20 protein-coding genes and 1 tRNA gene are annotated in these 19,231 nt (G+C 48.5%); 6 read left to right on the top strand and 15 right to left on the bottom strand.

The genetic code is table 11. From position 1 onward, the window contains the following. Positions 1 to 478: 478 nt before the first annotated feature. Positions 479 to 1,510 (bottom strand): LacI family DNA-binding transcriptional regulator, encoded by a 1,032-nt coding sequence (locus tag ACLB09_RS02145; RefSeq protein WP_410768106.1) that lies wholly within the window; start codon positions 1,508 to 1,510, stop codon positions 479 to 481. Positions 1,511 to 1,620: 110 nt separating this feature from the next. Between ACLB09_RS02145 and ACLB09_RS02140 the strand changes: the two genes are divergently transcribed. Both ACLB09_RS02140 and manA read left to right on the top strand, forming a co-directional pair. Further along, complete coding sequence (locus tag ACLB09_RS02140; protein ID WP_410768105.1) at positions 1,621 to 2,538, top strand: ROK family protein; 918 nt, start codon at positions 1,621 to 1,623, stop codon at positions 2,536 to 2,538. A gap of 21 nt (positions 2,539 to 2,559) precedes the next feature. Next, positions 2,560 to 3,504 carry a mannose-6-phosphate isomerase, class I gene (manA, locus tag ACLB09_RS02135; RefSeq protein WP_410768104.1) on the top strand — a complete coding sequence of 315 codons (945 nt, stop codon included), beginning with the start codon at positions 2,560 to 2,562 and terminating at the stop codon, positions 3,502 to 3,504. Between the two features lie 70 nt (positions 3,505 to 3,574). Here the strand turns inward: manA and ACLB09_RS02130 are convergent, their stop codons facing one another. The 10 genes from ACLB09_RS02130 to ACLB09_RS02085 form a co-directional block, all read right to left on the bottom strand. Beyond that, positions 3,575 to 4,099: a DinB family protein gene (locus ACLB09_RS02130; RefSeq protein ID WP_410768103.1), complete on the bottom strand. Its 525-nt coding sequence runs from the start codon at positions 4,097 to 4,099 to the stop codon at positions 3,575 to 3,577. 28 nt (positions 4,100 to 4,127) lie between these two features. After that, complete coding sequence (locus ACLB09_RS02125) at positions 4,128 to 4,340, bottom strand: DUF3006 domain-containing protein (RefSeq protein WP_410768102.1); 213 nt, start codon at positions 4,338 to 4,340, stop codon at positions 4,128 to 4,130. A 6-nt stretch (positions 4,341 to 4,346) separates the two neighbouring features. Then, positions 4,347 to 5,051, bottom strand: coding sequence for a ComEC/Rec2 family competence protein (locus ACLB09_RS02120; RefSeq protein ID WP_410768101.1), 705 nt, complete (start codon positions 5,049 to 5,051; stop codon positions 4,347 to 4,349). A 337-nt stretch (positions 5,052 to 5,388) separates the two neighbouring features. Then, positions 5,389 to 7,611 (bottom strand): Ig-like domain-containing protein, encoded by a 2,223-nt coding sequence (locus ACLB09_RS02115; RefSeq protein ID WP_410768100.1) that lies wholly within the window; start codon positions 7,609 to 7,611, stop codon positions 5,389 to 5,391. A 132-nt stretch (positions 7,612 to 7,743) separates the two neighbouring features. Then, positions 7,744 to 8,418 (bottom strand): uracil-DNA glycosylase, encoded by a 675-nt coding sequence (locus ACLB09_RS02110; RefSeq protein WP_410768098.1) that lies wholly within the window; start codon positions 8,416 to 8,418, stop codon positions 7,744 to 7,746. A gap of 15 nt (positions 8,419 to 8,433) precedes the next feature. Continuing rightward, entirely contained in the window at positions 8,434 to 9,513 is a 1,080-nt protein-coding gene (locus ACLB09_RS02105) for a hypothetical protein (RefSeq protein ID WP_410768097.1), read from the bottom strand. Between the two features lie 196 nt (positions 9,514 to 9,709). Then, positions 9,710 to 11,995, bottom strand: a complete 2,286-nt coding sequence (locus tag ACLB09_RS02100) for an ABC transporter permease (protein ID WP_410768976.1) — start codon at positions 11,993 to 11,995, stop codon at positions 9,710 to 9,712. Next, entirely contained in the window at positions 11,995 to 12,699 is a 705-nt protein-coding gene (locus ACLB09_RS02095) for an ABC transporter ATP-binding protein (RefSeq protein WP_410768096.1), read from the bottom strand. The genes ACLB09_RS02100 and ACLB09_RS02095 overlap by 1 nt, the downstream gene beginning before the upstream one ends. 38 nt (positions 12,700 to 12,737) lie before the next feature. Continuing rightward, entirely contained in the window at positions 12,738 to 13,361 is a 624-nt protein-coding gene (locus ACLB09_RS02090) for a TetR/AcrR family transcriptional regulator (protein ID WP_410768095.1), read from the bottom strand. Positions 13,362 to 13,668: 307 nt separating this feature from the next. Then, a tRNA-Leu gene (locus tag ACLB09_RS02085) sits at positions 13,669 to 13,754 on the bottom strand. Between the two features lie 131 nt (positions 13,755 to 13,885). Here ACLB09_RS02085 and ACLB09_RS02080 point away from each other — a divergent pair. Further along, on the top strand, positions 13,886 to 14,041 hold the full coding sequence (locus tag ACLB09_RS02080) for a hypothetical protein (protein WP_410768094.1): 156 nt from the start codon (positions 13,886 to 13,888) through the stop codon (positions 14,039 to 14,041). Positions 14,042 to 14,127: 86 nt separating this feature from the next. On the opposite strand, the gene ACLB09_RS02075 is transcribed toward ACLB09_RS02080, so the two are convergent. Beyond that, the gene (locus ACLB09_RS02075) at positions 14,128 to 14,382 is read right to left on the bottom strand and encodes a WGxxGxxG family protein (RefSeq protein ID WP_410768093.1); all 255 of its coding nucleotides are present in this window, start codon (positions 14,380 to 14,382) and stop codon (positions 14,128 to 14,130) included. 183 nt (positions 14,383 to 14,565) lie between these two features. On the opposite strand from ACLB09_RS02075, the gene ACLB09_RS02070 reads away from it, so the two are divergent. Further along, positions 14,566 to 15,420: a manganese catalase family protein gene (locus tag ACLB09_RS02070; protein WP_410768092.1), complete on the top strand. Its 855-nt coding sequence runs from the start codon at positions 14,566 to 14,568 to the stop codon at positions 15,418 to 15,420. Between the two features lie 77 nt (positions 15,421 to 15,497). Here the strand turns inward: ACLB09_RS02070 and ACLB09_RS02065 are convergent, their stop codons facing one another. After that, positions 15,498 to 16,958 (bottom strand): aminotransferase-like domain-containing protein, encoded by a 1,461-nt coding sequence (locus tag ACLB09_RS02065; RefSeq protein ID WP_410768091.1) that lies wholly within the window; start codon positions 16,956 to 16,958, stop codon positions 15,498 to 15,500. Between the two features lie 103 nt (positions 16,959 to 17,061). Here ACLB09_RS02065 and ACLB09_RS02060 point away from each other — a divergent pair, with 103 nt between their 5' ends. Continuing rightward, positions 17,062 to 17,853 carry a PhzF family phenazine biosynthesis protein gene (locus ACLB09_RS02060; RefSeq protein ID WP_410768090.1) on the top strand — a complete coding sequence of 264 codons (792 nt, stop codon included), beginning with the start codon at positions 17,062 to 17,064 and terminating at the stop codon, positions 17,851 to 17,853. Positions 17,854 to 17,962: 109 nt separating this feature from the next. Here ACLB09_RS02060 and ACLB09_RS02055 read toward each other — a convergent pair whose 3' ends face one another. Together ACLB09_RS02055 and ACLB09_RS02050 are read right to left on the bottom strand one after the other, a co-directional pair. Next, on the bottom strand, positions 17,963 to 18,184 hold the full coding sequence (locus ACLB09_RS02055; RefSeq protein WP_410768089.1) for a phage holin: 222 nt from the start codon (positions 18,182 to 18,184) through the stop codon (positions 17,963 to 17,965). Positions 18,185 to 18,258: 74 nt separating this feature from the next. Further along, on the bottom strand, positions 18,259 to 18,711 hold the full coding sequence (locus ACLB09_RS02050; protein ID WP_410768088.1) for an ASCH domain-containing protein: 453 nt from the start codon (positions 18,709 to 18,711) through the stop codon (positions 18,259 to 18,261). Between the two features lie 116 nt (positions 18,712 to 18,827). On the opposite strand from ACLB09_RS02050, the gene ACLB09_RS02045 reads away from it, so the two are divergent. Next, positions 18,828 to 19,166: a L,D-transpeptidase gene (locus ACLB09_RS02045; RefSeq protein WP_410768087.1), complete on the top strand. Its 339-nt coding sequence runs from the start codon at positions 18,828 to 18,830 to the stop codon at positions 19,164 to 19,166. Positions 19,167 to 19,231: the final 65 nt, after the last annotated feature.

Below are 19,231 nucleotides of genomic sequence, written 5' to 3'. Positions count from 1 at the left end.
CCTAGCGCCAGCTTACGCAAACCTCTTACTACTCGCTTTATCCTCAACTACCTGTTCCCCTTTATATCCTATAACCTATATCCTAATTAACTGGAAAACCTACAGCTAATTTGAGAGAAAAGCTTATTTTTAGCAACTTAACTGTATAAACTACAGCTAATTTCGAGCTATTCAGCCTTTTGGGGCATATCAGCCAAAATTAACTGGAGGTTTTCCAGCTAATCTCCACAATGACTTTAATTCCGAAAAAAATACCTGCATAAAATACAGCTAATTTTGTACCCGTGCTATGTGGAAGCTTTTATCATGTCCACCTGTCCATGGAACCTATTATCATGTGCGTGCACCTGTCGTGGAACCCCCGCATTACCTTTGTTGCTTTCCCCCGTAAATCAGTTGCCCGTATCTCCCGTTCCCAGGGGCACTTACCCTCTGAACCTCCCCTCAGAAACCTTACCTATGTGCCCTTAAAAAGGTTCTAGCGCTCACGAACGGAATTGCCATGCCGAAGCGTTGGCGGCACATACACGCGGACCCTCTCCCGGTTCGGACCGGACAGCGACAGCAGGAGCTTCGCCGCGGCATCGCACATCTTTTCTTTTTCCACGGACATCGTGGTGATATTTAGCCCGCCTAATTCCTCATATTTGAGACCATCGAAGCCGACGATGGAGATCTCTGCAGAGCCGTCTCCGTGTCGCTTCCTGAGCTGCCTCGCGAGCAGATAAGCGATCCGGTCGTTGCCGCAAAAGAAAGCGCTTGGCAGCATGCTTAGTCCCTCCAAGAAAGAACCGATTTCCTCCTCCGTATGATCAAAACTTTGCGATGAAGTCAGAGTAAATCGGTCTTCAATTTTTAGCCCGTGTTCGTGCATGGCTTTCCAATATCCGAACCAGCGTTCTTCATGGCTCGTCGTCAAATTGGTCGGCCCGATGAACCCGATGTCCCGGTGCCCCGCCCCGATCAGCACCGAGACGGCTTCCCAGGCTCCCTCGATATTCGCAGAAGTGACTACCGGACAGGGAAGATCCCGGTAATAGGAATCGAGCATGACGAGCGGAGTATCCAGCTCCCACACGACCTTGGCATAAGCGTTGTCCACGATGCCGAACAAGATGATGCCCTGATAAACGATATCCGAACAGTGCCGGGGAAGCTCAAGCCGGGATTCCATCTCCCGGTCGATCGGCGCGATGACCGCGTTCATTCCTTTTTTTCGGATGACTTTTTCCAAGCCCCAAATCATGTCATGATAAAACTGGAAATGGTCATTGTCCTCATAACTCATGATCCGTTCGGGCACCAGAACCAGAATGTTTCCGCCACCGTTGCCCGGCGTTTTCCCGGCGAATTCGCCGTACCCCAATTCCTTCGCTGTTTGCATTACCCGGCTCCGCATCTCTTCGCTGACGCCCTTCTTATTTAAAAGAGCCAAGGATACCGCATTTTTGGATATGTTCAATTGATCGGCTATGTCCTGCATCGACACTTTCTTTTTGCGGGCCATCATCTTTTCATTCCTTCCGAAACATGCTAAACTATGCCTAATGATACTTTACAAATTTGATATTTGTCAAGTTTGTCAAGTAAACCTGCACTGTTCATCTGGAGGAATGCATTTTGAGTTACGCAGTTGGTATAGACATCGGCGGTACAAAAACCGCCATCGGACTCGTCGATTCCGACGGGCAAATACTGTCAAAGATCTCGCTGCCTACGGATCATGCGGTGTCGCCGGCCGAAATGGTGGACCGGATCGCGTCTGCTGTCAAGCAGCTTACGGCGGAGAGTGGTATCCCGGAAGCAGAACTGCAAGGCATCGGCATCGGGGCGCCCGGGCCGCTGAACACCAAATTGGGCCAAATCGTGGAGCCGCCCAACATGCCGGGATGGTGGGGCTTCCCCGTCATCGAATCCTTCAAACGGCATTTCAATTTGCCATTTTTCTTTGAGAATGACGCCACCGCTGCCGCTCTCGCGGAAAAATGGCTCGGCGCGGCCCGAGCAGCTGAAGACTTCGTCTTCATAACGATCAGCACCGGTATCGGGGCTGGCATCTACAGCCACGGCAAGCTGATTACCGGGGCAACCGGCAATGCCGGCGACGTCGGCCACTTCGTTATCGATCCCGAAGCCGGAACCTGCGTCTGCGGTCAGCAAGGCTGCTGGGAGCATATCGCCTCCGGTACCGCGATCGCTAGACAAGCGAGTCAATTACTGGGTCGCTCCGTTTCCGCCAAAGAGGCCTTTGATCTCGCTTTTTCGGGTGCGGACGTCCGGATCGAGCAACTGGTCAAGAAGGTGTTCCGCTATATCGGAATCGGCTGCGTCACCCTGATCAATACGCTGGATCCGGAACTGCTTGTCATTGGCGGCGGGGTTTCCCAGATCGGGGATCCGCTGTTTGACGCCGTCACCGATTATGTCAAGCAATATGCTTTGAATCCATCGGGACGCAACACGCCTATCGTTCCCGCCGCGTTGCAGCAAGATGCCGGTCTCATCGGCGCCGCGGCCCTGGTCCATGTTACTTATTAATTCGAGGAGGAAGCAATTATCATGAATCAACCGATTTTTTTAGCACCCGTATTTCAGGAACGCATTTGGGGCGGCACGAAACTCAAGCAACTGTTCGGGTACGAGATCCCGAATGATAGAACCGGGGAATGCTGGGCCGTATCCGCACATCCCAATGGTCAAAGCGTAGTCAAGAACGGCCCTTATCAAGGCATGCCGCTTGGCGAACTCTGGAGTTCGCATCCGGAGCTGTTCCGTTCGAATTCAACCGTTTTTCCGCTGCTCACCAAAATTTTGGACGCTTCCGACGATCTTTCGGTTCAAGTCCATCCCGATGACGAGTATGCGGGCAAGAATGAGAACGGAGAGCTGGGCAAGACCGAGTGCTGGTACATCGTCGATGCCGAACCGGGCTCCGTGATCATTTACGGTCATGAAGCCAAATCCAAAGAGCAATTGGTGCAAATGATTCAGGATGGCCAGTGGAACGATCTTCTGACCCAGGTACCCGTAAAGCCCGGCGACTTCTTCTATGTTCCGAGCGGAACGATTCATGCCCTTGGCAAAGGGATCGTTGTCCTGGAAACCCAGCAAAGTTCCGATACGACTTACCGTGTCTATGATTATGACCGCAGGGACAAAGAAGGCAATCTGCGCGACCTGCACCTGGAGAAAGCGATTGATGTTACGACGATCCCTCAGGCGTACGAACCCGTGACATACAGCAGCAAAGAAACGGACGGCCTTTCCGTGACAACCTTTGTGTCCAACTCCTTCTTTACCGTGGAAAAATGGAACCTGTCGGGAACCGCGAAATGTCCATCCAACGAAAAATATACGATCTACAGCGTGCTCGAAGGCGAAGGACTGCTGCACAGCCAGGGTCAGGCGTTTCCGCTGACCAAGGGCGACCATTTCATCCTGCCCGCTGATTTCCGCCCTTTCGAACTGGAAGGAAGCCTCATGATGATCGTTTCGCATGAATAGCGAATGAAGTAAATGCAGAATGCAAAAAGACGCTCAATCGTCCGTTTCGGACAACTGGGCGTCTTCTTTACTATACTTGCTTTTGCAAATAACGTTCTTGGATGATTGCGAAATGATGAATGGCATGTCCTGCGATGATATAAGCTAGCGCCCGGGCCGATCCCGGATTGTCGCTGAACGTACCGATGCGTTCCCAGGCTTCATCATCAAGCTGGCGGATCAGCGACAGCGTCGCAATCCGAACCGCGGCAAAATCCTGCAGCAGCTCATTTACCGATAGGCGGTCCGAGTGGGCATGACTGACAAACAGATTTTCCTCAAATCCCGGCAAAGGAGTCGTATCTCCCCGGGCTATACGAAGCAGCCGGTAACTCATGATGCGTTCCGTATCCGAAATATGGCCAAGCACTTCCTTCAGACTCCATTTTCCCTCCGCATATCTGTAAGCCCCATCTTCCTCAGAAAGGTTACCCAGCAGTCGGATTACCTCATCAACTTGTTTTTCCAGGAGGGACGGCAGATTTCCTTCCGGCACCTTCTGAATATAAGTTTCAAAATGAGTTGCATATTCCCCGGTTTGCGGTTTTTCCAACATCCTTCATCTCTCCTCTTTGTTTATGTAGTCAATCTTCCCAAACTTCATCCATCAGCTTTTTAATTTTCCGGGTACGTTCTTCCGTCAGTTCCGGATCGGGAACCCATTGCGTACCGTTCCACAGTACGACATCACCCGCTTTTGCGCTGCCATCCACTTGTTGTCTGGGCACATCCTGCCTTTGTCCTTCGATTTCAAGGAGACAAAAATCCCCCTCAAATCCTTCCACAATTGCGCTCATCCCGCTTCACCTCTCCGTCGCGATCTCGTAATGCCGACCATCCGATGCAAACTCAATCGTCCCTTGCAGATCATTGCGATAAACCTGAACCCCGTTTTTGCTCAAACGGTTGAGAATCTCCTGCTTGGGGTGACCGTACGAGTTCTCCCCGACTTGAATGACCGCAAACTTTGGAGCAACCTGCTGCAAAAATGACAGCGAAGTAGACGACTTCGAACCGTGATGTCCAACCAGAAGCACATCAGCCGATAAGTCCTTGCCCGAGGCAAGCATGGCCTTCTCGCTTTCGCGTTCGGCATCGCCGGTCAGCAGAAATGAGGTGTGCCCATAGGTCACTTTGAGCACGGCGCTCATATTGTTGTTGTCCTCGCTGCGTTCAACCGGGGCAAGCATTTCTACTTGCACCTGGTCGTCCCATTCCAGCCGCAGACCGGCCTGCGCCGTTTTGACCTTGAGTCCTTTGTTTCGGATAGACTCCAGCAAGGACTCGAACGTCTTGGTATTCGCCTGGATTTTCGGCATATAGATCGCGCCTACTTCATACTGATCGATCACGGCGTCCAATCCGCCGATATGATCCGCATCCGGGTGCGTGCCAATGATCACATCAAGGCGATCGACACCGTAATGCCGCAAGTAATCCACCATTTGCTGCTCCCGGTCATTGTTGCCCGCATCAATCAGCATCGTACTTCCTGACGGACTAATCAAGAGTTGTGATGCCCCTTGGCCAACGTCCAAAAAAATAACCCTCAGCCGGTTCTCTGAAGTTATGGATGAAGAAGATGAATCTTTGCTTTCTTGGCCGGGAATATCCCCGAATTCCAAAGAACAACCGGAAAATAGAGTGAATAGAACGACAAGGCAAATCCAAAGCAAAACTCGCTGTGTCCAAATCCAGTTACGTCTGATCATAGATGTTGAATTCCTCTTTCCAAAATCCTTTTTATTAATATATCACAGGCAAGTGCCCGCTTTACAGTAAATGTTACCAATGAAAAAAGCAGCCTGCCTTCACCAGGAAGGCAGACTGCCGCATACTTACCGTCTATTTAACCGTTACGCGAACCGTTACCGTCTTGCCGCCGTATACCCCTTTGATTGTAGCGCTGCCCTTGGCGACCGCTTCAATCTTTCCTGCCGTTACTTTCGCAACGGAAGGCTTGGAACTGGTCCAAGTAGCGCTTCCGGTGACGGAAGGTTTTTTACCGTTATCGTACTCGGCCGTCAAAACTACCGTTTTGGCGGAGCCCGGAGACAATTTCAAGCTCTTCTCGTCTACCGTTAGCTTCACAAGCTTAGGAACTACGTTAACTTTCACGCTTAAGTCATACCCTTGATAAGAGCCTTTCAGCGTTGCGGTTCCCTCGGCTACCGCCTTGACTGAGGTCGATGTGATCGTTGCAACTTCCGAGTTGGAAGATTCCCATCCGACTTTGCTGGACAGATTAACCGTCTTGCCGTCTTTATAGAATCCCGTTACCTTAATCGATTTTGACTTTTTGATATTCAGTTCTATATTGACCGGATCAACGATAACTTTAACGATCTTCGGCTCAATCGTAACCGGGATGCTGATCGTTTTGTTCGAATACGTTCCTTTGAGGGATGCCGATCCTTTGGTCAACCCTTTCAGTACTTTGCCCGTTGCAGTCGTTTTGATGACGGCATTGGAGCCGGATACGCTCCACTCGATCGAGTCGGAAACGCTCGCCTCTTCCCCGTCTTCCCAAACAGCGGTCACTACCGGAAGCTTGGTATCTTCACCGATCACGGCGCTAAGTCTTTCCTCTTCGCTAATCAGAGCAAGCACTTTCTCCTTCACGGTAAGCTTCACCGTGATCGAAGCGCTGCGAATCGGAGAAGCAGTCCCCGAAGTGACTTTGGATTCCGGCAGCTTGGCTGTCAAGGTAACTTCGCCCTTGTCTACGCCAACGATCTTACCGTCTTCCACTTTGGCAATTTTATCGTCGCCTGATGTCCACGTTACTTCTTTGCTGAAATCCACTTCTTCATCATCGAGTTTCGTGCCCGTTACTTTCGGCAGACTGAGCGATTCGCCTTTATAAAGTTCCAGTTCCGTCTTCTCCGTGGTCAGCTTGGTGACCGTCGAGTTTACGGTAACTTTGAAAGATTTGCTGATGCCCAAATGACTTACTTTGATCGTCGCGGTTCCTGCAGCCTTGGCGGAAACTTCTCCGCCGGAAACCGTAACCGCAAGCGGATTGGAAGACGTCCAGGTCGCTTTCGAAGTTACGTCTTCCGAATTGTTGGCACCGCTTCTAACCTCAGCTTCTACCTTCAATGTCTCACCGATAAACATCGACTGATCCGCCGAAGGGTCGAGCAGAATGGCTTCATAAGGAGCGCGGACGTAAACGTCGGCTTGAGCCTTCACGCCAAGATATTCTGCGGTGAGGGTCGCTTTGCCGACAGCCAATACTTTGATTTTGCCGCCTTCCACGGTGACTACATCTTTGTCGGAAGACGTCCAGGTTGCTTTGTCCGTAACTTCCAGTTCGCTGCTGTCACTGGCGAGCGTGGACCATGCCTGCAAGGCGGCTTGATCGTCGCCGACTACCAGCTCGATGTCTTCGGCCGGCAGTTCTTTATCTTTGTTGAAATATTTCATTTTCAATTTCGAGTATGGCGAGCTGACCGTAGCGGTGAATGTCGCGGTAAGCCCCGAATATTTAGCGGTAACTGTAGCCGTACCTTCCCCGACAAGGGTGATTTTCCCTTTCTCGATCGTCAGGACGCCCGAGTTCGAACTGGACCAGTCCGCATCCGCGGTTACGTCCTTCGTACCCTCGGACCCCTGAATTGCGGCCAGTGCTTTTACGGTTGGATTTTCGCTGGCACCCAGGCTGTATTTCCCTTCCTGAGCATATTCCAGATTCAATTCTTTATAGGAATCCTTTGCTTTTACTTCGATCGTTGAAGTAGCGCCTTGGGCATGATCCGCGCGAATCGTTACGGTGCCCGCTTTCAGCGCGGTTAAGAAGCCATTCGTTACTTTAATGGTTTCGCCGTCGCTGGAGGTCCAGGTAACGGAATTCGTCAAATCGCGTTTTACCGTGGAGCCTTCAACCGTGCCCCATACTTTAAGCTGTTTCGTCTTACCTACAGTAAGCTCGAGCGTCGTCCCTGATCCTTCGATGTCAATCGAAACTACGTCGTTTGTGGCTGCAATAGCTCCATTTGGAAACACTGTGGCAAGCAGCAACGTGAGCATCAGGAGCCATCCCGTCAATTTCTTCTTTGCAGTCATTCATTTCTCTCCTTTTGATCCATCTTTGGCGGAAATCCTTCCTTTCCAGGCCTATGCGTTGTATATCGGTTTTTAGGAGAATTTTAGTAACCTTTTCCTCGAAAAACGCGACCTTGGTCCTATTAAAAAATATCAAGCCTCCGCCAAATTCGCAGACCAATTAATAGGCATCTCTCCATGCTCCTCCAAGAAAAGATTAATCCGGGAAAACGGACGGCTTCCGAAAAAACCTCTTCTTGCGGACAGAGGACTGGGATGCGGCGAAGAGATCACCGCATGCTTGGACATGTCGATCATCTCTGTCTTTTTCTGGGCATGGCTTCCCCACAATACAAACACAACCGGCTGTTCCCGGCGGTTTAAGGCCTCAATTACAGCGTCCGTAAATTTCTCCCAGCCTTTCCTCTGATGGGAGCCGGCCTCCCCGTCCCTCACGGTAAGCACCGTATTTAGCAGCAGCACCCCTTGCTCCGCCCATGACGTCAAGGTTCCCGATGCGGGGATCGGACATCCCAGGTCGCTCGATAATTCCTTGTACATATTGCGCAGTGAAGGCGGAATCCGTACTCCCGGGAGCACGGAAAAGCTGAGTCCGTGCGCCTGACCCGGTCCGTGGTAAGGATCCTGTCCCAATATGACCACCTTGGTCCCGGCATAGCTTGTCAGCTTCAAGGCCTGAAATAAAAACTCCCTCGGCGGATAAACGTCATATTGCTCATACTCCCCGTCAAGCCAGCTCATAAGTTCCTTAAAATAAGGCTGCTCCACTTCCCCGCGAAGCATTTCATCCCAATCGTTGCCAATCATACCCGCCCTCTCCCTCTATCCCGGGATTCCATATTCACGCATCATCAATTTCATCATAGGTTCCGCATCCTCGCAGCGCGGCTGATCGAAGTTAAAGCTTTCAAAGCTGCATGCATTACGGTTCCTGCCGTCCAGCGTCCAGCTTAACCGGAATTTGCACCAGTCCACGGTCGCATTTTGAAAACCGCAGAAATGGCAGCCGTTCCGTTCAAAATGACAACGCAGGCTTGACGGCAAGCTCTCGACCAGGTCGATATAAGTGTCCATATTTTTCAGCTTCAAGATGACCTGAACCTCTAACGTATGAAAATCAATGATATAACGCGCAACCCGTTTATTTTTGAGATAATACTCAATCGAATCATCCTTATAGTGCGGGGCCAATTTTAATTTATCGGCAAAGTAGCTGTTTAGCGCCAACAGCAGCTCTCCGTTATTCTCATCGAGCAGCGCCGCAATATCCCGCACCTCGCAATGTTCAGGCAACTTGGCCCGTTCGGCTACCCTTTTATAATCAAAGTAGTAAAATTCGTGCGGATCGTCCCCCTGAAACGGTTCTGCCAGAGCATAGGCCTTGATCACGTACATTAGCAGCGGGTTCCCCGGGAAAGCGATAACCATCGATTCGGCATGCTTTGCTATCTTCTCTCCGTCAAACCCGCTGATCGTAAATCCGAAGTCCGTCAGCCTGCTCAAGATGAGGTGAACTTTATTCACCTTTTTCAGAGCTGCTTTGAAATCGGCAACCGCAATTTTCAGCCCGGCGGCATCTTGCTCACCGAACTTACCTATTACTGCGATTACGTCGCCTAACCGTTTCACGGAGCGCCAGGAGGCTTTTGCTAAATTGCCGTCCGCTTTATTTTCATTGACCAGATCAATATCGACTATCATTACCCCGTATCCCTCTGGTCTTAACTCCATATCGCGGTATATGCGTCCCATGATCTCTGTAAATTGCGAGAACGACGTAACGAATTCTTTCTCGCTCATCCCGCCTAGCAATAACGGATTTACTGCAAAATGCTCCGGCACATGCGGTATATGCCGATAATATGTAGTTACCTCACGCTGCACATGATATTTGTGATCCATAACTCATCCTCCTAAAATAAGCCGGATTAGCAAATCAAATACATTTGAGAAACTATTCACATTTCAATAGGACGTACAAGATTATTTTACCACTTAAATAGAACCACGGTATGCCAAAATATACAAATCGCACAGCCGCACTTACGCGCAGCCATGCGACTCTTATCCTGCAAAACAGATGGGTGAAGCATAAGCACTAATCTATCGCTTTTAATGATGTAACCATATCAATTTGCATAACTTTTCTGCTGATTAGTCTGTTTACGGCAAATGAGCACAAAAGTGTGATAGTAACTGCAATAAGATAGCTTGATATTCTCACTGTAGGAAACAACATAATGCTTTCGCTCGTACTCAACTTTTCGAGGGCGTGGATAGCCCCACTACCCAATGGAACGGCCAGCACGATGCCAATCAACGTTAGTATCATATTTTCTCGGGACAACAGGGTCCGAATTTCCCGTTGATTAAAGCCTAGAACCTTTAATGTGGCCAATTCCCGCGCCATTTCCGTAAGGTTAATCAAGCCCAAGCTATAGATCACGGCAATTCCCAAAAAAACGGCTGCAATGGTAAGTCCCGCAGCGGAGGCAAATACGCCTTCGTTTAATTTCAAATTTGCATTTTTCATCTCTTCTTTAGAAACGATTTGAGTAACAGGATATTGCTCTTTAATCATCCCTAAATCTGCCTGATCCCCAATCAAAAGGGAGGTAACAACAAACTGCGCCCCCATCTTCTCCCAAGTGTCTCCGGAAACATAAACATGATTTGCTACGGGGGCCTTAATCGTTTCCGCTACCTTTACATCTCTCCATTCATCGTCAGCTATCTTCAGCTTAACTTTATTTCCCTTTTTCACACCCAAAACATCTGCTGTTCTTTCGGATAAAATAATTCCTTCTGAGGAATTGGTCACGGAGTTGCCGTCTGCATGATTTAAGTTTATGTAATCCCCCGAACCCATCACTGTAACCGGCAAATTTCTTACCGCTCGATCCGATTTTATCTGAACCCTGGATTCCTGTATGTACTGCACCGCGTCCTCTGCCAGACCAGGAACAGGCAAAGAAGCTGCATCCGAAGACTGTATGTCCGCTTTATAGGTATAACGGTATTGCTGTTCAAATTCAACGAGGATAGACTTGTTGCTCGAATCAATATTGGCGAAACCAAACAAAATCAAAAAAGCACAACCAAAGGCACCGATGATTCCCATAAAACCACGTAATTTGTGAGCTTTTAAATTTCTGAGAATCCAGAGATTTTCAAAGGAAAGCCGAGCTTTGGAAGCCTTACCTGCCATCGATTTTTGGCGGCGGGTCTGTATGCTCCCTCTTAATACTGCCGCCGGCGATTCCTTAAGTTTCTTGCCGCAGGCCATTAACACAGCAAGGATGCAGCATCCGCACATGGCGACAATGGCAAACAAAGATTCGAAAGGGAAAGAAACGATCCACTGGGGTAAAATAAAGGACTGGGTTAATGTTCTCATGAAAATCATGGGAATTCCAAAGTATCCCGCCGCCATCCCGATAAGACTCCCTGTAAGTCCTAAAAACAGGCCAAAGCACATATAATGCCATCTAATCTGACGGGCGGAGAATCCCAGGGACATTAAGGTGCCGATCTGTATTCTTTGATTGCTGATAAGTCTGCTCATGGTACTGGCAACCACGAGTACAGCAAGAACAAAAAACAGCAATGGAGTGACATAAGCCAACGTTTTGAATTGGGCAATTTGACTTGCGGCACCAACGATGCTTGTATGGTCGTCATGAGTGATGCTGTTTAAATATTTACTTCCCAAAACCGTTTCGGTCTGAGTAATAATATTTTGTTGATCCGCTCCTGCCTTTACCTTTAATAAAATCTGATTATAACCGGTTACATGGATGGATTGGCGGGCGGCTTGTTCCCCGATAAAGGCATAACCGTAGAGATCGTGCCGGGTCGACAATGTCTCCGAAGAGATATCTATCAATTTTTCCGGGCTCATAACCAAACCTTTTACAGTCATCTTCACGGTACTGTTACCATCGGAAGTAAATTCTATGGTGTCCCCTACCTCAATCGCATTGGCTAAAGCAAACTCCCGATCCAGCCAAATGCCACTCTCGCCGGAGCGAAAAAATTCACCCGTGATGGGAAAAGGCTGAGCAAGCTTATTCTCATTGAGGATGAACAATTCAATGCTTCGATTGCCGGAATGAACCTTCAATACATTTCTTCCCTGTGCCTCTTCAACTCCAGGAAGATGTTTGATGTTGAGTATATCCTTGTCCTCAATATTTTTGGCATTGATCCAGATATCATTTATCCTGGTCTTATCGTAAAAGCTCGTAACGCTCTTCTCCAGACGGTTACCAACCGTGATAGCCCCGACAAATGTAAATACCCCACAAGCTACGATAATAATGATGGTAATAAATTGGGCTTTGGCGCTCCAAATGTCCCGAAACATTTTTTGGGGTAAAATCATCACCAGCACACCTCACTCATGGGAAGCGGCGACTCATTGATTACTACCTCGACTACTTTACCGTCCTTAAGACGAATGACTTTATCGGCTGTATCCGCAATTGCGGCATTGTGAGTCACAATGATGACCGTCTGGCCGTTCTTCTTGCTGACATCCCGGAGCGTTGTCATTACAAGCGCCCCTGTGACACTGTCAAGTGCGCCGGTTGGCTCGTCGCATAACAGAAGCTTTGGATTTTTACAGATGGCTCTGGCAATGGATACCCTCTGCTGCTCACCGCCCGAAAGTTCTGCAGGAAAGTGATGAATCCGGTGGCCAAGGCCCACGGCATTCAGTATTTCCGTACTTTCAAGTGCGTGTTGGCAAAGCTTCTTCGATACATCGACATTTTCTTTGGCTGTCAAATTGGGAATGAGATTGTAAAACTGAAACACAAAACCAATCTCATTACGGCGATAATGGCCGAGTTGATCCAGCGAATAATTGGCAATATTCACCCCATCGATGAAAATATTACCCGAGGTTGCTTGATCCATTCCTCCCAACAAGTTCAAAAGCGTGCTTTTTCCGGATCCGGACGGACCAAGAATAACGACAAATTCTCCTTTTTCAATCACAAAACCCATCTCATGAATTGCGTTTACAGTCATTTCCCCTACCGTGTACTGACGTTTTACTTTTTCTATTTCTATGAATGGTTTCATGTATCCGGTCTCCAGTCTTTGTCATCAATTCCTAAATATCAGTTCCCCTCCCCTAGAAGAAAAAGAAGGCTTCTGGCTAAAGCGTTAGTTAATGATATTTCATCAAGCGATACCCCGGTATCTTCACCCGGCAGCGAGTAACATTTGAAGATGACCAAATCTCTTACTATTCCATCCATAGATGCTACAGCGAATGAAAAAATGCCGGGTAAAGGCATAATGGGATTTAACGTACCGTCCTCAACCTTCCCCGCAAGGTACACCATGGCATGCTGCATCAATTTTTCGAAATCCGTAACCTCGGCAATTTTACCTTTCTTTTGATTGTATAATTCAGGATTTGCAAGAAACTTGGTATTCATTTCGAACGTAAATTTGCCTTCGGTCGGAATAGATTCGATCAAATACTCCCCTAAATAATGAAAGACCTTCAAAATAACTTCCCGTACGCTTTTGTTTTCCGAAAATAAAGGCTCGCAATTGGCCCATAATTGATATTGATCCTGGTTGCGATTAGTTAAGCCTATGAGAATATCATCAATATCTTCAAAATACCTGTAGACACTGCCTACACTGAGCTTGGTCTGACGGATAATATCTCTCATAGTTACTTCATAGGCAGGTTTTGTTTTGCACACCTCCTGTGCCGCATCCAGAATCATATTGCGCATCTTCTCTTCATACCCTTTCGGAACTTTGGGCATATGAACTCCTTTCCCATATATTAAAAATGACGGGGGCGTCACTTTTATAATATATGGACCTGATTTTATTTTGTCAAGACGAATTAACACAAATTGGGACGAGCGAAATGCTTGTCCGTTATTACTATAGGTGCCAAAACAGGTTTAGTAAATAACGGCTTTAAACCAAAAAGAACGTCTCCTCCGCTTCATACGGTGAGACGTTCTTTTTGGGGGTCGGTTTCGATGTTCAAAGAACGTTGAAACGACCGGTTATTTACAATGATGCCGAGGACCGGGATCGAACCGGTACGGTAGTCACCTACCGCAGGATTTTAAGTCCTGTGCGTCTGCCAATTCCGCCACCCCGGCAAGGGTACAAGGAAAAATTCCCGTAGATATGATTATAAACGGATTTCCGATTAGTTTCAACTCTTTTCTCAATCATGGATTTTCACCCTGGAGGGAAGACTAAACGATATTACAGACTGGAGGGAAAAACGATGGAAATATTAACGGATAAATACCAGGTTGCACCGCTGGATGCGGGAGCGGATGCGGTTGCCGTCATCAAAGAAGCGGAAGCGGCGCTTGAAGAGATGACTGGCGGGAAAATTACGCTGATTGCTTACGAAGAGACCAAAGGAGACCGCAGTTAAATAATGACTGGATCAAATCCCGTCATGGTTAGAAGAAACAAAAAGGCTTCCGACGGAAGCCTTTTTGTTCTTTCGCACGTATCGTCCTAGGAACGACGATCGGTTTCTCTTCTGCGCATCCCGGCAAGCCCGAGCAGGCCGATCAGACCGAGCCAGCCCCAATCCATGCCGTTATCGTTATTGTTCGCAGCATTGGCCCGGACATTATTCGTCGAATAATTGCCCCCTGTGGTGTTATTCATATCTGTGCCGTTCGTGTTGTTTCCGTAAGCCGAAGCCGGCAGAACAAGCACCGCGGAAATCAACGCCGTAACGAGCATGGCGGTCAAACTCTTTTTCAAAGAAAAGCACCTCCTGAGTTAGTGACTACATGCAGTAAGTTTCCCGGGAATGCTGTCCTTTATGCAGTGAAGGCTGGAGAGAAAAAAAGCGGAACTTATGCCCGAGAAACAGAATAAGACCTTCAGGGCTTAGGTAAACTATGGCAATCAAGCTGATAAAATTGATCTGCCAGGAGGTTTCTCATGTATTTTTACAAAGAAGATTTGATCAACGTAATTGTCCCGGATAATCCAGATCCTTCAGCAGCCAAGGTTCTCCAGGAGACGCTCGGCGGACGGTTCGGCGAAATGCGGACCATGATGCAGTTTTTCTTCCAAAGCAATAACTTCAGGGGCGGCGCTACGCAGTTTCGCGATTTGATCCGCGGTGTGTTTTTGGAGGAGATCAGCCATGTGGAGCTTGTTCAACATACCATCAACCAGCTTCTGACCGGTTCAGGAGACCCTCTTCCCGGCGATTCCGGAGTGGATGGAGCACCGCTGGACGAAGCGATTAAGCATGCGAATCCGCATCATTTCATCATGGGCGCGCAAAGCTCGCTCCCGGTGGATGCCGCGGGCAACCCTTGGAACGGCAATTATGTTTACAGTCACGGCAATCTGATCAGCGACCTTCTGGACAACCTGGTGCTGGAATCGACGGGTGTTCTTCAAAAATCAAGAATTTACGAAATGAGTTCAAATAAAACGTTCCGCGAAACGCTGGCCTTCCTGATCGTACGCGACAACGCTCATCAGAATGCATTCGCCAAGGCGCTGGAAACGCTGGGCGTGAATTGGGGTAAACTGTTCCCGGTGCCGAACTACGACATCCATAAATATCCGGAATGCCGGAAATACGTCGATATGGGCTTCCACAATGCACAGTTCAACTTTCGGCTGGATCCGACCAGAATCGGCGAGATTTTTAGCGGACAAACGCCCAGTCGTAATGGAGGAACCCTGGAAGTCACGGCACCTCCGGAAGGCTTCCCGCTTCCGTTCATGCCGGAGCTGCCCAACGAGCACAGCCCTGGCTTGCATGACTTGAATAACTAATAAAATACCGCTGCGGAAGCCTATATTCCACAGCGGTATTTTTCTATCCTAAGCTAGTTACTGATGGGTTTGCTCGTTTACGTTCCTCGGGGGCTGCCAGCTCCCTTGAGGGTAGCTGCTGCCGCAATCAAACGCTTGATCCCTTCTTCTATTTGACTCTCTTTGATAAAGGAATAGCTGAGCCTGATCCGGTCATTGAGCTGTCCGAGAGGATCGCAAACGGTGCCGGGTATGAAAGCTACGGAGTGATCCAGGGAACGTTGCAAAAGCTCCTCCGCCGAGATCGCCCCCGGCAATTGAACCCATAAATTCAATCCGCCCATGGGGCTCAGCCATTGCCATCCCGTTTCGGCAAGCTGCGCCTCCATTTTTTCTTTTCGCAACTGGAGGGCGGTTCTGAGTTTAGCGATATGCTCTTGAAGCCGGTCAGAAAAAAAATAATGCTGGAATATTTTCTGGCCCAATAACGGCGATCCATGATCCGTCAATGCTTTCATCGGAACCAAACTGCTCATAAGCGGCGGACGGGCGCTCAGAAAAGCAACCCTTAGCCCGGGCGCCACGTATTTGCTAAAGCTGCGGATATATACAACATAGCCTTCCGTATCGTAAAAAAACAACGGCGGCGGCGGCGCTTTTTCAAAATAAACATCATGGCTGACATCGTCCTCCACGAGGATACACTGATAGCTTTCCGCCAGTTCAACCAGTCTTTTGCGCTGGAAGGCAGGGACTGTGAACCCGGTTGGATTATGGAAGGTAGGGTTCATGTAGAACAAACGAGGGCGGTATTGCTTCATGATCACTTCCAATTGATCAAGATCGTATCCTTCCGGAGAAATGGGAATCGGAATCAGATTCACTTTCTGCTGCCGAAACAGATCGATAGCCGGACCGTATGTCGGCCGCTCAATTAATACCGGATCGCCGGGTTTGACCAGTGACCGCGATACCAGATCGATCGCCTGCTGGGCCCCCGTGGTTACCATCAGTTCGTCCGGACCTATCACAATTCCGTTTTTTTGCAAAAAATAGCTAGCCATGACCTCCCTCAATCCCGGGTCGCCCATAACGTCGGAATAGGAACTGAGCACCTTGGGATACAGATCGAATACTTGCCGCACATAATTGGACAAGTACCTGTTTGGGAGCAAATTCGGGTCTATCAACGCCTTGGACATTTGGTATTCCATGTTTTGGTTTTGAATTTCCGTCGCTCTGCTGCGGCCGACAGCGGACATATGCACTTGATAATCCCAAGGCCTCCGATCATCCGCTTTGCTGAACCCCGCTTCATGGGCTGCCTGTTCTCCACAAACGAAATAGCCGGATTTATATTTCACCTCGATAATGCCCTCATCCCGTAGCTTCCGATATGCCTTCAGCACCGTTAACCGGTGGACCTTCAGACGTTCGGACTGAATTCGAACCGATGGAAGCTTGTCCCCAGGTTTCCAATCCCGTTTTGCAATGCCCTCTACAACGGCATCATAAACCAGTTGCATGCGTTGACCGCTTTTTTCTTCCCTATCGTTCATGTCATTTCTCCTTAATGCGGCGCTTCATTTCGAATCTGTTCTATTTCGACAATCTGTTCTACGTTCTATTTATTATAGTATACAAAAGAGGAGGAGTGAAAAGATGCAGTATTATGTTGTGGATGCATTTACGGATGAATTTTTCAAGGGAAACCCGGCTGGCGTATGCATTGTGGATGAGTTTCCTGACTCAGCCTTAATGCAAAGCATTGCCTTTGAGAATAACTTGTCGGAAACCGCTTTTGTTGTGCCGCGAGACGGTTATTATGACTTAAAATGGTTTACGCCGGAATTGGAAATCGACCTATGCGGCCATGCGACATTGGCGAGCGCTTATGTGGTTCATCATTTTATCGATCACGGTCTAAATGAGATGAATTTTCATACGTTAAGCGGCATATTGGAAGTCGTAAAGAAAGACGATCTGTTTGAATTGAACTTTCCTGCCCGAATCGCTGAAAAAATTGAATCCTTCTCTTCCATCGAAGAAATTCTCGGAACGACTCCGGTAGAATTGGTTGTAACCCGGAATCAGGTGGGAATCCGTTATTATGCCGTACTTGAAAGCGAAGAGCAGGTTGCGCAATTCGACCCTGACTTTGAATTAATTAAGCAGTTGCCGGACTCCTTCGGATTGGTCATAACGGCTAAAGGAAAACAAAGCGATTTCGTTTCCCGATTTTTCGCTCCCCACGCCGGCGTCAACGAAGATCCCGTTACCGGATCCGTACACTGCACGCTAATTCCCTATTGGGCCGGAAAACTCGGGAAAGACAAACTGCTCGCCAAACAATTGTCCAGAAGAGGCGGAACCCTCTATTGCGAGAATCTGGGGGCCAGAGTCGCGATCGGCGGACATGCCGTTCTTTATTTGGAAGGAAGTCTGTACGTCTAGGAAAGATTGTTTGAAACGGGCAAGACCACCTGCACACTGTGCAGGTGGTCTTCTGTGTTAGGCAATCAGATCATGGGATAAAAAATTATGTACATAAGCATTGGTTGTTTTAAAGATTGTACCCTTTGGAATCCGGCTTCGTTGGATTCGAAATAATCCCAAGCGTCGCCAAAATGCCAAGCAAAACGTCAATGGCCGTTAGTATTTCTTGGGCCATGACTTCCGTTAAATCAAAAAGTCCCGTTAAGTGGCCAATTAACTGGATGAGCAACAGAATTTGAGAAGCCACGCTCACCCAAAGCGCGTAATTCCGCCATCTTTTCTTGTTCATCCCGATCCCCCCTATTCTCACCTTCTCCTCGCGCCATATAATATATGCATCCTATCTTAGTTTTAATATAAGTATTACGAGTTCGGCTCCCAATTCCAAAACCCCTGACGCCCTTTTGCCGGTACCGGGTTAGGCAACTGCCGTACATCTCTCAATTCCCATGCAAACCTTCCATCCGTGAAATCTCCGAACGCCATTTCTTGCTTCTCAATAGGATACCTATTCAGAGAGTTCTGACTGCCACATTCAATTGAAGCCTCGTCATTCGGTGTTCGGGAAACGGAACAGCACGCCTTTAATCGGCATACCGCAACGACGGCCCCAGTCGGTAAATTATCACCATGATATCCGTGCTTAGCAAGAATGGTTCGGAACGGCTCTGCCTGACAGATTTTCTTATCTATTTTTTTACCGGCATGGATCGCCAGTTCCCCCCGGTAATTCGTAGCCCAACTTCGCGTTTCAAATCTTTTTTCCCCGAGAGCGATTAATGTTGCCCAAGGTTGATGGATCGTGATGGCTTTCAATCAGGTTCCTCCTTACGTAACGTCATGAACATACCGAATCCGCAATTCGCTTTCGCCCAATCCATTTAGGCAGGATCATCATAAACTGAATAAAAAACGGGAGGCATAGATTAATCATGCCAAACTACCGGATCATTGTCGACCTTTCGGACCGGATGCTCTACTTACTGGATAACAATCAAGTCAAACGGGGATTTCCCGTGGGCATTGGTACCATGTTGAAGCAAACCCCCGTTGGCGTCTACACGATTATCAATAAAGCGCCCAATCCCGGCGGCCCTTTTGGAGCTTACTGGCTTGGGTTGTCCAGACCCCATTACGGCATTCACGGAACAAACGATCCTTCTTCCATTGGCAAACAAGTCTCACACGGCTGCATCCGAATGTATAATCAAGATGTTATTCAATTAGCCAACCTTGTGCCGATCGGAACGAGCGTTACGATTCGGAAATAAAATCAATCAGTCTGCATCAAAAGCAAGAAGCCCGGAAGTAAGCTCCAGGCTTTTTGCTTTTTTGG

This window comes from Fontibacillus forbon (assembly GCF_046559655.1).
Classification (GTDB): domain Bacteria; phylum Bacillota; class Bacilli; order Paenibacillales; family Paenibacillaceae; genus Fontibacillus.
Note: the sequence above shows the minus strand (reverse complement) of the source record. Positions and strands in the feature narration are given on the sequence as shown.

Excerpts from the sequence above, each read along its gene's own strand:
- ACLB09_RS02145 (WP_410768106.1), bottom strand. The coding sequence starts at position 1,510 with ATGATGGCCCGCAAAAAGAAAGTGTCGATGCAGGACATAGCCGATCAA.
- manA (WP_410768104.1), top strand. The coding sequence starts at position 2,560 with ATGAATCAACCGATTTTTTTAGCACCCGTATTTCAGGAACGCATTTGG.
- ACLB09_RS02130 (WP_410768103.1), bottom strand. The coding sequence starts at position 4,099 with ATGTTGGAAAAACCGCAAACCGGGGAATATGCAACTCATTTTGAAACT.
- ACLB09_RS02125 (WP_410768102.1), bottom strand. The coding sequence starts at position 4,340 with ATGAGCGCAATTGTGGAAGGATTTGAGGGGGATTTTTGTCTCCTTGAA.
- ACLB09_RS02115 (WP_410768100.1), bottom strand. The coding sequence starts at position 7,611 with ATGACTGCAAAGAAGAAATTGACGGGATGGCTCCTGATGCTCACGTTG.
- ACLB09_RS02110 (WP_410768098.1), bottom strand. The coding sequence starts at position 8,418 with ATGATTGGCAACGATTGGGATGAAATGCTTCGCGGGGAAGTGGAGCAG.
- ACLB09_RS02105 (WP_410768097.1), bottom strand. The coding sequence starts at position 9,513 with ATGGATCACAAATATCATGTGCAGCGTGAGGTAACTACATATTATCGG.
- ACLB09_RS02100 (WP_410768976.1), bottom strand. The coding sequence starts at position 11,995 with ATGATTTTACCCCAAAAAATGTTTCGGGACATTTGGAGCGCCAAAGCC.
- ACLB09_RS02095 (WP_410768096.1), bottom strand. The coding sequence starts at position 12,699 with ATGAAACCATTCATAGAAATAGAAAAAGTAAAACGTCAGTACACGGTA.
- ACLB09_RS02090 (WP_410768095.1), bottom strand. The coding sequence starts at position 13,361 with ATGATTCTGGATGCGGCACAGGAGGTGTGCAAAACAAAACCTGCCTAT.
- ACLB09_RS02080 (WP_410768094.1), top strand. The coding sequence starts at position 13,886 with ATGGAAATATTAACGGATAAATACCAGGTTGCACCGCTGGATGCGGGA.
- ACLB09_RS02070 (WP_410768092.1), top strand. The coding sequence starts at position 14,566 with ATGTATTTTTACAAAGAAGATTTGATCAACGTAATTGTCCCGGATAAT.
- ACLB09_RS02065 (WP_410768091.1), bottom strand. The coding sequence starts at position 16,958 with ATGAACGATAGGGAAGAAAAAAGCGGTCAACGCATGCAACTGGTTTAT.
- ACLB09_RS02060 (WP_410768090.1), top strand. The coding sequence starts at position 17,062 with ATGCAGTATTATGTTGTGGATGCATTTACGGATGAATTTTTCAAGGGA.
- ACLB09_RS02055 (WP_410768089.1), bottom strand. The coding sequence starts at position 18,184 with ATGAACAAGAAAAGATGGCGGAATTACGCGCTTTGGGTGAGCGTGGCT.
- ACLB09_RS02045 (WP_410768087.1), top strand. The coding sequence starts at position 18,828 with ATGCCAAACTACCGGATCATTGTCGACCTTTCGGACCGGATGCTCTAC.